General features: G+C 44.3%; 13 protein-coding genes, 1 other RNA gene and 1 pseudogene. 7 read left to right on the top strand and 8 right to left on the bottom strand.

The genetic code is table 11. From position 1 onward, the window contains the following. Positions 1–31: 31 nt before the first annotated feature. A complete protein-coding gene (locus AC1HDP_RS00735) occupies positions 32–331 on the bottom strand; it encodes an NrfJ (RefSeq protein WP_479637268.1) in 300 nt (99 codons plus the stop codon). Between the two features lie 137 nt (positions 332–468). Further along, the gene (locus AC1HDP_RS00730; protein ID WP_479637267.1) at positions 469–693 is read right to left on the bottom strand and encodes a DUF3820 family protein; all 225 of its coding nucleotides are present in this window, start codon (positions 691–693) and stop codon (positions 469–471) included. 392 nt (positions 694–1085) lie between these two features. On the opposite strand from AC1HDP_RS00730, the gene AC1HDP_RS00725 reads away from it, so the two are divergent. From AC1HDP_RS00725 to AC1HDP_RS00715, 3 genes are all read left to right on the top strand, one after another. Beyond that, complete coding sequence (locus tag AC1HDP_RS00725) at positions 1086–1829, top strand: division plane positioning ATPase MipZ (protein ID WP_140931881.1); 744 nt, start codon at positions 1086–1088, stop codon at positions 1827–1829. Then, positions 1789–2262 (top strand): ribbon-helix-helix protein, CopG family, encoded by a 474-nt coding sequence (locus AC1HDP_RS00720; protein ID WP_479637266.1) that lies wholly within the window; start codon positions 1789–1791, stop codon positions 2260–2262. Before AC1HDP_RS00725 ends, AC1HDP_RS00720 begins: the two co-directional genes overlap by 41 nt. A gap of 140 nt (positions 2263–2402) precedes the next feature. Continuing rightward, the gene (locus tag AC1HDP_RS00715; RefSeq protein WP_479637265.1) at positions 2403–3251 is read left to right on the top strand and encodes a M90 family metallopeptidase; all 849 of its coding nucleotides are present in this window, start codon (positions 2403–2405) and stop codon (positions 3249–3251) included. Between the two features lie 2 nt (positions 3252–3253). Here AC1HDP_RS00715 and AC1HDP_RS00710 read toward each other — a convergent pair whose 3' ends face one another. The 3 genes from AC1HDP_RS00710 to aceB form a co-directional block, all read right to left on the bottom strand. Next, entirely contained in the window at positions 3254–4729 is a 1476-nt protein-coding gene (locus AC1HDP_RS00710; protein WP_479637264.1) for an HDOD domain-containing protein, read from the bottom strand. A gap of 119 nt (positions 4730–4848) precedes the next feature. After that, positions 4849–6168: an isocitrate lyase gene (gene aceA / locus AC1HDP_RS00705; protein ID WP_140931873.1), complete on the bottom strand. Its 1320-nt coding sequence runs from the start codon at positions 6166–6168 to the stop codon at positions 4849–4851. 64 nt (positions 6169–6232) lie between these two features. Further along, positions 6233–7855: a malate synthase A gene (gene aceB, locus AC1HDP_RS00700; protein WP_479637263.1), complete on the bottom strand. Its 1623-nt coding sequence runs from the start codon at positions 7853–7855 to the stop codon at positions 6233–6235. Positions 7856–9050: 1195 nt separating this feature from the next. On the opposite strand from aceB, the gene bamE reads away from it, so the two are divergent. Further along, entirely contained in the window at positions 9051–9551 is a 501-nt protein-coding gene (gene bamE, locus AC1HDP_RS00695; RefSeq protein ID WP_479637262.1) for an outer membrane protein assembly factor BamE, read from the top strand. Positions 9552–9727: 176 nt separating this feature from the next. Here bamE and AC1HDP_RS00690 read toward each other — a convergent pair whose 3' ends face one another. Both AC1HDP_RS00690 and AC1HDP_RS00685 read right to left on the bottom strand, forming a co-directional pair. Next, entirely contained in the window at positions 9728–10060 is a 333-nt protein-coding gene (locus AC1HDP_RS00690; RefSeq protein WP_140931867.1) for an RnfH family protein, read from the bottom strand. Positions 10061–10063: 3 nt separating this feature from the next. Continuing rightward, positions 10064–10498 (bottom strand): type II toxin-antitoxin system RatA family toxin, encoded by a 435-nt coding sequence (locus AC1HDP_RS00685; RefSeq protein ID WP_479637261.1) that lies wholly within the window; start codon positions 10496–10498, stop codon positions 10064–10066. Between the two features lie 183 nt (positions 10499–10681). Between AC1HDP_RS00685 and smpB the strand changes: the two genes are divergently transcribed. Further along, entirely contained in the window at positions 10682–11170 is a 489-nt protein-coding gene (gene smpB / locus AC1HDP_RS00680) for an SsrA-binding protein SmpB (protein ID WP_479637260.1), read from the top strand. A 90-nt stretch (positions 11171–11260) separates the two neighbouring features. After that, positions 11261–11615: a transfer-messenger RNA gene (ssrA, locus tag AC1HDP_RS00675) on the top strand. 381 nt (positions 11616–11996) lie between these two features. On the opposite strand, the pseudogene AC1HDP_RS00670 reads toward ssrA, so the two are convergent. Next, positions 11997–12948: pseudogene (locus AC1HDP_RS00670) on the bottom strand (IS30 family transposase). A gap of 247 nt (positions 12949–13195) precedes the next feature. Here AC1HDP_RS00670 and AC1HDP_RS00665 point away from each other — a divergent pair. Then, a complete protein-coding gene (locus tag AC1HDP_RS00665; protein WP_479637259.1) occupies positions 13196–13603 on the top strand; it encodes a GFA family protein in 408 nt (135 codons plus the stop codon). Positions 13604–13661 lie beyond the last annotated feature (58 nt).

Here is a 13661-nt window from a genome sequence, read left to right as displayed (position 1 = left end):
GCTTTTATTAACTAGAAAACCCGAACTGAAATTATTGCTTGTCGATTTTACCGACAAATAAAATCTTATCAAAAGTACGGTTTAAGGTTTTGCTAGTAAAATCTTTCATCCAGCTTTGACCAGATAATGACACCACATCACCTTGAGTCACTGCCACCTGAGGACCTGCAGCCCAAATACTCGTGTCACCTTGCTGTACTTGTACATAGGTATAACCGCCAGCATTCATGGTTTCAAGTACTTTGCCTTGATACGCTTCATCAGCAACCGCTGACATTGAACAACACGCCATAACAACTGCAGCAAACATTCCAGATAATTTTAATTTCATTAGAGGCATCCTTCTGTGACTGACCCAATGACAGCCTTACTATGACTAAGCAATACCATATTCTGCGCAATCCCTGCAGTCACTTGCCACTAAAATTCTGTCCAGATCTCACATTCGCCAATCAGTTGGATAAATTATCAGCGATCAATTAAGAAGCCTTGAAATTGCGCTTCGAGTCCATTGAGCTTAATTTCGTACATTAACGCTAATTGCTCACCGAGTTTTCCGAGGGGAAACCCTTGGCGATGAAACCATACGAGATAAGGCTCTGGCAACCTTAATAATTTAAGACCTTTGTATTTACCAAAAGGCATTACCTGATTAATGGCTTCGACTAATTGTTGCTCACTCGCACCTGACACTGAATATCCTTAATGAAAAAATAACTTAGAAAATTTACAAATAACAAACATGCTTAAGGCAACTAAATAAGCATAAGGGAACCTAAGATAGTGGCGCTACTAATAGTTACTGCAATTCATTCACTGCGTAGCTAAATAATACAAAACCATCGAAAAACATGGGGTTAATTAGACCAATCTCGCATGCAGTTCAATCGTCAGTATTTTGACTTAGCGTCTCTGGCAGCCAAATCATCGCCACCAGCGCATATCCTTGACTGCGTCAAACAAAGCGAGATTGCCAAGAGTGAAACTCACCACTACAGTCAATAACAAGGAATATGACTTATCTTTAGACCCATTTAGCTTATCTGAAGCAGGCTAAGATCCCAAGTCGATAAAAGGAACTTACTATGATTATATTGGTTGGCGGAGAAAAAGGTGGCAGTGGCAAAAGTTGCCTAGCACAGAATATTGCCGTCTTTCTTAGCCGAGATTGCCATGCATCTGTCATCATGGTTGACTGCGACCCACAACGCACCACCTCAGATTGGATCCAAGCGCGTAATAATAACCCTGAACTTATCCCCATCAATTGCGTGCAGCTCTACGGTAAAATTCGTAACGATCTATTAAGTTTACAGCAGCACTATGACTTTGTGATTATCGACTGTGGCGGCCAAGATAACTTAGCTCTGCGCGCCAGCATGTCGGTGGCGAAACATGTATTAATGCCACTGCGACCTAAACGGCGCGATCTTAAAACGGTATTGCACATGGATGATGTGGTGGCAACCTGCTCCATGGTGAATCCCGATCTGCATGCTTGCTTTGTTATGACCCAGTGTCCCAATTTACCCAATCAAGCGGGCCGAATTTTAGAAGCCAAAGAAGTGTGCCGCACTTATGACATCCATGTGCTCGATGCCATCACTTACAGCCGCAATATTTATGATGACAGCGAAGAATCAGGATTATCTGTCATTGAAATCGACAAAGAAGGTAAAGCCGCAGCGGAAATTCGCGCCATAGTGCTGGAGTTTTTAGGCTTTAGTAGCACAGAAAGCCTGATTGATGACATCCGTAACAATAAACCCACGACCAATGGAGGCGCTTATGGGCATGGCCGATCTCAAGAAAGCCGTATCGTCAGCTAACCGTCAGCGCTTGCCGCCAACATCGGTCAGTATTGAAGACTTTATCGAGGAATCTAACTTATATGCCATGGGGCAATTACATGGCAACAATATGCATGTCAGTGCTATTTATGACAAACCAATACACAGCAAGGATATAGCAGGGATACCAGCACCTTTGCCGGTGCAACCACTGCGTTTAATCACGCCGTTAGCATTAGAGTTACCACTCGAAGTGAGTTTGCAAGACCCGCAAACACTGGCGAAAAACCGTAATGCGACTTTTAGTTTATCAGAGGATGCCATTAAACAACTGTCCATCATGGCTGGCGAGCAGCAGCAATCAAAGTCAAAAATCATCAGGCAACTTATTCAAGCCCATTATCAATTAAGCCCGCAGCAAAGAGCGCAACTCAGTGCGCCTTATCATGGCCTAAATGAGGAGCTTAATTAAGCTCCTCATTAGTAGTGTCAGCATGTATTAACTTGTACCCCTGTAGTCGTAGCAAGATAGCTATGACTGCTATTTTTATGCTATTTATAATCTATCGTTTAAGTCCCCCCACTGCCATGACGGCTAATTAAGAAGGCGTTATGGTCACTATCACATTCTTACTCATCATTGCCCTTACGGTAATAGCCTGGATTATAACGGCTCCATTTCGTCAAGCGCGCGTTAGACGCCGCATTATGGCAAGGCCATTCCCTAAGGCGTGGCGCCAAATCATTAAGACCCATGTTCCCTATTTTTTCTGGTTACCTGCACATCTGCAGTTAAAGCTAAAACAATTAATCATTCTATTTATTGAAGAAAAACAGTTTATTGGCTGTAATGAGCTCGTTATTACTGATGCCATCAAGGTGACCATAGCGGCGCAAGCTTGTTTGCTTTTGCTCAATAAAGAACAAGAAACCAATTACTATGACAAGCTCAGCACTATTTTGGTGTACCCGGAAGCTTTTATTGTCGAAACTGAACAGCTCGATGGCTTTGGCGTCGCCCATCGCCATAGTCACGTATTAAGTGGCGAGTCGTGGGAGCAAGGCAAAGTCATCTTAGCTTGGGCGAATGTACTCAATGATGCGACTCACCCAGGCATGGCTGGCAATGTAGTCTTCCATGAATTTGCTCATCAATTAGATCAAATCAATGGTAAAGCTAACGGCGCGCCGCAACTTAACAATGCTGCAGAATATCAATTGTGGTCTGAGGTCATGGCTCGAGAATACGCAGCCTTGCAGCAAGCGATTGCACATCAGCAAGCTCATCTCATCGATGTCTATGGCGCTACCAATGAAGCCGAATTTTTTGCGGTATGTACTGAAGTCTTTTTTGAGCAAGGCCATCAACTCAATGCCGAACATCCTAAGTTATATCAATGTTTACGGTGCTATTATCGACTCGACCCTTGTGAATGGTTACCAGAGTTAACCAAACTCTAGCATTATCTTTGATAGGCTAAATTCAAGCATAAATTAGCCTGTTGCCAAAACAATACAGCCCCTTGCATCTGCGATTCAGTTAACCCCTGCTTATTGTCAAAATACACTAAACCTATCACCTTATTTTCTAGCACTATGGCGCCTATACCGCAGCTTTTATTACGATGGCGATTGATTAAGATAGCGAGTGAATTAGCTTTAAGGGTAATGCTTGCAAGAGGATGCAAATACTCATGCCATTGTTGAGATTGGCCATAATACATCATGGTTTTATCTTCGATAACACGACCAATCAATGGGTTTTCGTCAATGGTTAACGCTAACTCGGCCTTAAGACTGCTGCAATCATCCCCATAGGCCATTTTTGGCGTCAGACTGCGCTTATCTTTAGTTAATAACAACACGCAGGCACGCTTAAGCCCCACGCCATCGACTAAGCCTTCGAGCACTAATTGCAAGATGGGATTAAAGTCAGCTTTAGCGCCAGCCAATGCCGCTAACTGAGATAAAATTTGAATTTGTTTATGCTGGGCGCTGGCAACTTGTAGCGCTTCACTCTGATTATTTTTCGGGTGTAAACTTTCAATATTGGGCGCTAAATATTCCACTAATTCATTGGCACCATAAGCATGAGTTAATTTAATCGTCGCTTTTAAGCACTTATCTAAACGTTCAGTAAACTCATGAATATCCTCCCCTAATAACTCAGCGCATTGAATAATTAAGGCATCTATCTCAGCGGGATTACCTTGCTCTAATGCGGCGCTCAATTCATTAGCCTTAATGATGCTTACGGATTCAGGTGGACAGCTTTGATGTTGACTAAGCGCGCTTTGCAGCAAGGCGCCAAGCCCCCACTGCGTGACTAATCCAAGAGTTAATTGATTAAATCGCCCCCCGATCACTTCGCGAATAGCTTGTTGCTGCTCGGCGTCCGAGAGGCACATTTGTAGCTTAATGGCTAACGACTTCACTTCTGGCTGAGCGCTACTCCAAAAAGCAGTTTCTCCCAAATGAAATAGCAGACTAGCAATAAAGACCTCTTCCCGCAGCGGCTCTTTTTGATGCTGCTGCATCATGCGTCCTATCATGGCGGCTTGAAACGAGTGCGCCATTTGCCTAAGTAGCATCTGATACACTGAGCCTGTCACTAAATCTTTTTCAATGGTGGTGCTTAAAAGCTTAGCGGTCAGGCAAATATTGCGCATCACATCAAAGCCCAGCACCACAGCGGCGCGACTTAAGGTGGTAATGGGTGGACCACCCTTATGATAAGTAACAGTATTAACTACCCGTAAAATGCGCGACGTTAACGCATTATCATGCATGATACTGCGGCTGATATTGGCAAGAGGACTGACATTATCATCAGCTAACGATTCAAGGCTGCGAATACTTGAACATAATGCAGGGAGTTCTTGTTCGCCTAGATAGTTTATCCAGTAATCGAGGCGATTTGAGGTGTGTTTTACTGGCATCCACTGCTCTACTATTGCATCCAAGTTCTATGAGTATAGGAAAGCCCCAAAAAAAATGCGGCACTAAGACCGCAAATTCACTTCAAAAGTATTAACTATTTCGATATAGAAACAAATAGTTAGAATTGTTGTTCTTCAGTAGAGCCAGTCAATGCCGTCACCGAAGAATGCCCACCTTGAATAACGGTAGTGACCTTATCAAAGTAACCTGTTCCTACTTCTTGTTGATGTGCCACGAAGGTGTAACCTTTAGCTGCGGCAGCAAATTCAACTTCTTGAACTTTTTCCACATAATGCTTCATACCTTCACCGCGGGCATAGTCGTACGCCAAATCAAACATGTTGTACCACATGTTATGGATACCAGCTAAGGTGATGAACTGGTACTTATAACCCATGTCCGACAGCTCTTGCTGGAAGCGCGCTATGGTGGCGTCATCTAAATTCTTCTTCCAGTTAAACGATGGTGAGCAGTTATATGCCAGTAATTGATCTGGGTACTGGGCATGAATCGCCTCAGCAAAACGGCGCGCTTCATCAAGATCAGGTTTTGCGGTTTCACACCAAATTAAATCGGCATAAGGGGCATAAGCAAGACCGCGAGAAATCGCTTGGTCAAGACCGGCATTAACGCGATAGAAGCCTTCGCTAGTGCGCTCGCCAGTCACAAAGTCGCGATCATATGGGTCGCAATCCGAGGTTAATAAGTCAGCCGCGTTAGCATCGGTGCGCGCAATCACTAAGGTTTGGGTACCGCTGACATCGGCCGCTAAACGCGCCGCCACCAGTTTTTGCACCGCTTCTTGAGTTGGCACTAAGACCTTGCCGCCCATGTGGCCGCATTTTTTCACTGATGCCAGCTGATCTTCAAAGTGAACGCCAGCGGCGCCCGCATCTATCATGGCCTTCATCAATTCATAGGCGTTAAGCACGCCGCCAAAACCCGCTTCGGCATCAGCAATAATCGGCAGGAAATAATCAGTGTAACCAGGCTTACCTTCATCAATCTGATTGCTCCACTGAATTTGATCCGCGCGGCGAAATGAATTATTGATGCGTGATACTACCGCTGGCACTGAGTTGGCTGGATATAAGGATTGATCTGGATACATGGTGCCAGCTAAGTTGGCATCGGCCGCTACCTGCCAACCAGACAGATAAATCGCTTCAATCCCTGCTTTGGCTTGTTGCACTGCTTGGCCACCAGTTAAAGCGCCGAGTGAATTAACATAACCTTTTTTAGCGCCACCATTCACTAAATGCCACAACTTAGCGGCGCCGCGCTGCGCAATAGTATTTTCAGGTACAAATGACCCCCGCAGACTCACCACTTCTTCAGCGGTATAAGGGCGACGAACACCTTGCCAACGTGGGTTTTCTGCCCAATCTTTTTTTAACGCATCAATTTGTTGCTGGCGATTTGGTTGTGACTGGCTCATAGACTTGCTCCTTCAGACTGGGGGATGGGCACGAACCGTTCGCGCCCATTAACTTGGTCATGCATTATTCGGTTAATAATTGGTATCCGGGTTCTGTTAAGAAATCTACCAGCTCATCTGAGGTAGTGATTTGTTCAAGCAGTACGGCAGCTTTAGTGAACTGGCCACGGGTAAACGCTTCTTGGCCGACTTCTTCTTTAACCTTGGCGAGCTCTTCCACCAACATGGATTTAAACAGGTCTTTGGTGACTAACTTGCCATTGGATAATTGCTTGCCATGGCGGATCCACTGCCAAATAGAAGTGCGGCTGATTTCGGCAGTCGCGGCATCTTCCATCAAGCCATAAATCGGCACGCAGCCATTGCCACCAATCCAAGCTTCGATATATTGCAGCGCGATGCGCAAATTAAGGCGCATGCCCTCTTCCGTACGCTCGCCTTCACACGGTGCTAACAGTTCTGCCGCTAAAATTGGAGCATCTACATCGCGGGTAATATGCAATTGATTGGTATGATTCTGGCCGATGTAATCGTTAAATATCGCCATAGCCGTATCAGCAAGACCAGGGTGCGCCACCCAAGTGCCATCATGACCATTACGCGCTTCTAACTCTTTATCCTTTTTAACTTTGGCCAATACAGCTTGATTGGTTTGCTCATCTTTGGCCGGAATAAAGGCTGCCATGCCGCCCATGGCTAGTGCGCCGCGTTTATGGCAGGTTTTAATTAACAACCTCGAGTAAGCACTTAAAAACGGTTTATCCATACCAATTTGCTGGCGATCTGGCAGCACTCTATGACTATGGTTTTTTAAGGTTTTGATATAACTAAAAATATAATCCCAACGACCACAATTAAGTGCGACTATGTTGGAGCGTAATTCATACAGAATCTCGTCCATTTCAAATACTGCCGGCAAGGTTTCAATTAAGCAGGTGCATTTAATAGTACCGGGCGCTAAACAAAAACGCTCTTCTGCAAAGGCGAACACTTTCGCCCACCAGCGCGCCTCTTCATGGCTTTGCAATTTAGGAATATAGAAGTAAGGACCTGAGCCTTTGCTCAGTAGGCGGCGATAGTTATGATAAAAATACAAGGCAAAATCCAGTAGTCCGCCAGGAATTGATTTCCCTTGAAATTGCAGATGTTTCTCTGGCAAATGCAAACCACGAACGCGGCAAACTAACACTGCTGGCTTATCATTTAACTGATATAACTTGCCGGTTTCTTCATTGGTATAAGTGATAGTGCCATTAACGGCATCGCGCAGGTTTATCTGCCCCTGAATCACCTTCTCCCACGACGGCGCTAATGAGTCTTCAAAGTCAGCCATGAACACTTTTACATTGGCATTGAGCGCGTTGATGATCATTTTACGCTCAACCGGCCCAGTGATTTCGACCCTGCGGTCACGTAAGTCGTGGGGAATGCCACGGATTTGCCACTCACTATCGCGAATAGATCGAGTTTGCGGTAAAAAATCAGGCAGTTGACCATTATCAATCAGCAATTGTTTTTGTTTACGCACTTCAAGCAAGTGATCGTGCTCTGGCATAAAGGTCTGGCATAAGCCTTCGACAAACGACAAGGCTCCTTCAGTAAACACAGCATCAACGCCAGGTATATTTTTGCCAACAATTTTTAGTGCTGACTGTTGTTCGCTAATAGTTATAGATGTCGTCGTCATTGTTATACCTCTTAATACCTAAATTCATGAGTAACTAATGTAACTAGGTTGTTCGCAAGCTCGGCTTAGCTGCTAGCCCTTAGGTGGCTGTGCTTGGCGTGGTGGATATATCCACCTCATGCTAATGGCACCTAAACCATGAAACTTCACCGCATTAGCAGCTCAACCGGCAAATGTTGAATTAGTACTAACCCTATCGCTGAACATTTGTTAAAGCAACAATACGGCAACAATATTAGCAATCACTTTACTTATGTGGCGTGCGAATTAAATTGGTAATACCAAAAAATAAAACTGCCTCAAACACCTGTTTTTAATCAACTTTATTAAGATGAGAATTAAGGTTAAAACGATAGCGAGTGACTTGTCTGACAACTGCACCAGCAAAGAGTAATTGTTTTTAAATCCGTAATTAAATTTCACCGCGTAATTATATGATTACACTTATTTATGGGATATTTGAGTGGATTAAAGACTAAGGTGTTTAGGATTATCTCTTGCGGCAACTAAGTTATCTATCCTAAAACAATAGCTTATATTTGAATGCCAACACCCATCAATCAAACGAGCGTTTAAATCTTACCTTTACGTCAACTTGATTATCGAAAGGCAGCATAAGGCGCTGAACAGACAAAATGTTAATTTGCCAACATTCAAAATATTATTGGTCAAATTGCAAAATAAATTAATAAATATGCAATTTTAGACTAAAGACTTAGTGCCGACGGCGGATGTTGTGTATTTAGCCCAAACTAGCTAAGTCACAGCCACTGATTTAACATACCGTCTGGGTTCTATATAAAACCATTGATTACTTGTCAGATCATTGCTCTTGCATAGTAAATACATGTTAATCGGCAAGATTAGATGATTAACGGCCCTCGATAAGTAGCTCTACAGCGCCAAAGATTGGTATCACGGTATTCTCATTCGCTAATCATACTTATTACTGCGCATAGCTAACTACTCAATGATCTAGCAAGTGATTAGCCAATCGCTTTAAGCAGATGTGTAGCAGCCATAGCCTATTACAGGCAAAGACTTGAATGTCGGTAAAAACTAGGCAGCAATTTAGCAAGCTCAAGCAAGGCGTTAAAAAATCGCCTCAGTTTCAAGGCTTGATGCTATTAACCCTTGTCAGTCATACCTTTGCTTAGTTATGATTGAGGCCATTCTCGATAGCTTGCAGTGACCAATGATAACCATAAAACGTACCAGACAAGTATTAGCCCTGACCGTATTGAGCCTCAGCATCAGTGGTTGCAGTGTGTTTGATTGGCTAGTGTATAAGCCCGACGTTCCCCAAGGTAACTATGTCGAGCAGCAACAAGTTGAAAAGCTGCGGATTGATATGACCAAGGAGCAAGCCGAGTATATTCTAGGTCGCCCAGTGCTGCGCGATAGCTTTGCTAATGACACTTGGTACTATGTTTATCATTTCAAAAGTGGCCGCGATGCCAGCATCATTCACAAAGAATTAATTTTAAACTTCGATGCTAATGGCAACCTGAGCCAAGTCACGGGTGATTATGAACTGAATACTGACTTTGCCACCCCGCTTGAACAAAGCCGCTTACCTATGACCAATAATCCGGCGTCTGAACCTTTGGTTCCGCAATCTCGTGGTGATGCTAAACCACTGATTGAAGAAGAAAAGCCGTTATCACAGCAGTCTGTGACCACAGATAGTGAATAATGAATAGTCAATGACTGAAACAATAAGGCCCGCAATTGCGGGCCTTATTGTTTGGTGTCTATCTGCTTTACTGAGTGACAATCACTATGGCGGCCATAGTGTTTCAGCCACCCTTTGAGCGATAACTCACATCAAATAGTCCTAAGTGCATCATTAACGAACGACCAAATCATTGCTTAAAGCTTAGCGCCAGTAATCTTATTAAGGCGACCATCATCTTTGGCTTGCTCAGCGCGGCGACGGCGCACATCTTTAGGATCGGCAATCAAGGGGCGGTATATTTCTACCCGCATCCCTGGCACTAACAGCTCGCTAGATTTTACCATGCGACTAAAACTGCCAAGCTTCACCGTATTGATATCGATTTCGGGGAAAAAATTGACTATGCCGCTTTGAACCACAGCTTCAAGCACTGTGGTCTCACCATTGACCATCACACTCACTACCTTGGCTCTGTCTGGCAGCGCATAAATAACATCAACACTAAATTTATCTAGATTAGGATTCATAACTTACCTTGGATAGACAACCTTGGCCCGCTGGCTGAACGCTTGCACCATAGAACCAACTAACTCTTCAAATATTTTACCAAAGGCCAGCGCCACTAACGGGCTAGAAAAGGCAAACTCTAATTCAAACTCGACCTTACAAGCATCATCAGTCAATTCAGTAAATTGCCAATAGCCTTGCAAATGTTTAAACGGGCCATTTTCAAGCGTGAGTTCAATGCGCTTACCTGGGATCACTTGATTGCGAGTCGTAAAGGTTTTCTTGATACCCGCTTTGGCGACATCTACTGAAGCCAACATGGTTTTACCATCAAACTCAATGACTTTACCGCCAACACAACCCGGCAAAAATTGCGGATAAGACTCGACATCATTAACCAACTCATACATTTGCAACGCACTGGCTCTCACCAAGGCACTGCGACTCAACTTAGGCATGCTTATGTCCAAAATCCAATTGCTAATGCGGCCAATAGTTTACCATGCTCACAGCAAAACATACCAACCACACATAGAGAGTGGCGAAAAAGCCAGCAACCAAATTTTCAACCTAAGCCATTGCCTAAAATATTGTTATACTGCCAATTCCAAATTCACCCTCGGCGAGTATAATTGCGGTCTATGGCTAAGAATAACTCAAAAAAATCCGCTAAAAACCCACCAGCAACGATTGCTCGCAATAAGCGTGCAACCTTCGAATATCGAATCGAAGATAAACTGGAAGCGGGCCTTTCTTTGATGGGCTGGGAAATAAAATCTATCCGTGCTGGTAAAGTTAACTTGTCGGAAAGCTTTGTGCTGCTCAAAAATGGCGAAGCCTTCTTGCATAATTGCAGCATAGTTCCCCTCAATACAGCATCAACCCACGTGGTATGTGACCCAACGCGCATGCGTAAGTTATTGTTAAACCGCCGCGAGCTTGACCGTTTAACCGGTCAAGTTGAACGTCAAGGGTATGCCATCATTCCGATTTCTATGTATTGGCGCAACCGAGCTTGGGTTAAAATTGAAATTGGCTTAGGTAAAGGTAAAAAAGATCACGATAAGCGCGAAGATACTAAGCAGCGCGAATGGTCGATTGAAAAAGCCCGAGTCATGAAGAACAAATAAACCGCCTTTTGTTCAGTTAATAGACAGTTAGCAGTGATGATGTAATTCAGTAGTAGACATTTCAACTCAACGAGTTACACTTCAAATCACGGGGGCGATTCTGGATTCGACGGGATTCGCGAAACTCCGGGAGCATGTCGAGGGGCGGTTGGCCTCGTAAAAAGCCGCAAAGTTATAGTTGCAAACGACGATAACTACGCTCTAGCAGCTTAAGGCCGCTAGCCGTCACCCACACGTCTTGCACATGGGCAGTGGATCTGACGGTCATCTTACATCGTGCTAGCGAGGGAACTCTGTCTAGGGGTGAACCGCGAAATAGTACTAGGCTCACCGGGTGTCATCCTGTCTTTCGGAGGATAAACGGTTAAACAAAAGAAAGACTAAACATGTAGCGCCTTGAGCGTAGGTTTTTCGGACGCGGGTTCAAATCCCGCCGCCTCCACCAAACCTTTTAAAAAAGACATCTTAGGATGTCTTTTTTATTGCCTGAAATAAGCTAAATCAAATACTTACCGTGCTAGGTAGTTTTATAACATCCTATAACTTCTTTAATTTTTGGGTACACTGGAGGGAACACAGCTTTCACTTCGATACCATAGTGTACCCAACATGGCCATGAGCACTACTCGCCTAACAGATACAGAAATCAAAACCGCCAAACCAAAGGATAAAGAGTACAATCTCTTTGACGGTGACTGACTTAAGCTTGTGAATAAAGCCAAACGGCTAAAAACAGTGGATACTGAACTATTACAAACCGACTAATCGTAAACGGGCCAATCTTAGCTTAGACCCGAATTCAACTCCGAAGTGCGACACTCAACAATTAAGCAGCTAATTGGTGAAACACCAGCGCAGGCTGCTTAAACTTCAAACACTTTTTGGGTCGATAGTTAATTCTATTCTGAGCAAATTCGATCAATTCATCACTCACTAGCCTCAAATCAACGCCTTTTTTGACATACTGCCGGAGTAATCCATTGGCGTTTTCATTCGCACCACGTTCACACGAACGATAAGGGTGCGCAAAATACACCTGGGTATCTAGCGCCTCTGCTATCTTTTGGTGGTTAGCAAATTCGCGTCCATTATCTGCCGTTATCGTTAGCACATGCGCCTTATAGGCGGTGTTTTTCAAGGTAGTTGTCAATCGTCGCTTTCGTTACATCTGCCGCTGACTTCGAATTGACTTTCTTTATCAAATAAAACCGAGTCTTACGCTCTAATAGGGTCACAATTGCTCCCGTTCCATGTAGACCCAATACAGTATCGATTTCCCAGTCTCCGAATCGTTCTCGACTATCGACAATCGCAGGTCTGTCGTCAATGGATACGGCGTTTTTTATGGTAGGAGCTTGCTCTACTTTACCGCGCCGATAACGCTTATGTCCTTGGCGTAAATGACGATAAAGTTTACCACCCCGGCGTTTGTCGCGTGCAATATAGCGATAAATCCACTCGTGACTGACGGGTTCCTTCACTAGGCGCAACACCTGCGAGATTTGCTCAGGGCTCCAATCCAATTCCAGCAAAAGGATGATGCTCTCTATTCGCTGCGAGGGTATCGCATATTTACTCGACTGACGCCTTATTGTGACAGCCTGCTCGTGTGCAATATCAGGCTGATAGCGTGATTGCCCTTGGCATCGTTTCACTTCCCGATAAACACTAGAGCGATGGCAATGAATGCATTTAGCTATATGTGCTATCGAAAAGCCCTGTTCTAAAAGCACGGAAATCTGGTATCGTCTTGCTTCAGTCAACTGTTGATAATTCATAGTGATACTCTTTTACTTTGGCGAGATAAAGCGTACCACTTTCAGCAGTTGGCTTCTTCTACACCTCAATTAGAGTGTCGCAGTTATTATCTGAATTCCGGAGTCATTAACAAGGTTGGTTACGGCTTCCCTATGCCATGTACGCCATAAAATGTGTGTTGCCATGAACAGGCTGATTAGCATTGCCATTGCCATGCACTGAATAAACATCAAACTTGTCGTGCTCAAGTACAGTAACGAGGTCTCAATGAACTACCAAGGTCAATGCCTATGCGGCGCTATTACATACCAACTGACAGCAAACCCAATCTTGGTTGCGCTATGCCATTGTAAAGATTGCCAGCGCAGTGCTGGCGCGCCGCTAGTGGCCTGGGCATCATTTTATGAATCATCCCTGGTATTAATGAAAGGAAAGCCCAAAACCATTAATTCATCGGGCGCCGCTATGCGCAGTTTTTGCCAAGAGTGTGGCAGCGGCTTGTTTTATCGCAATACCAACGTTATGCCCGGAATTGTGGATATTCAATCTGCAACCTTAGACGACCCAGATACACTGCCGCCAACACTGCAAATGCAAGTTGCTGAAAGGCTTCAGTGGATGAAGCACATTCATGAGTTACCTGAAGTGGATAGGTTCCCAGAGGATGACGCCTAAACTATTGCTCAGGTGAGGCAGCCAAAAACAAGCTTAAATAATTGGCGATCTAGCTGAT

This window comes from Shewanella sp. ISS20 (genome assembly GCF_056522965.1).
This window is presented reverse-complemented; position numbering and strand designations above follow the sequence as displayed.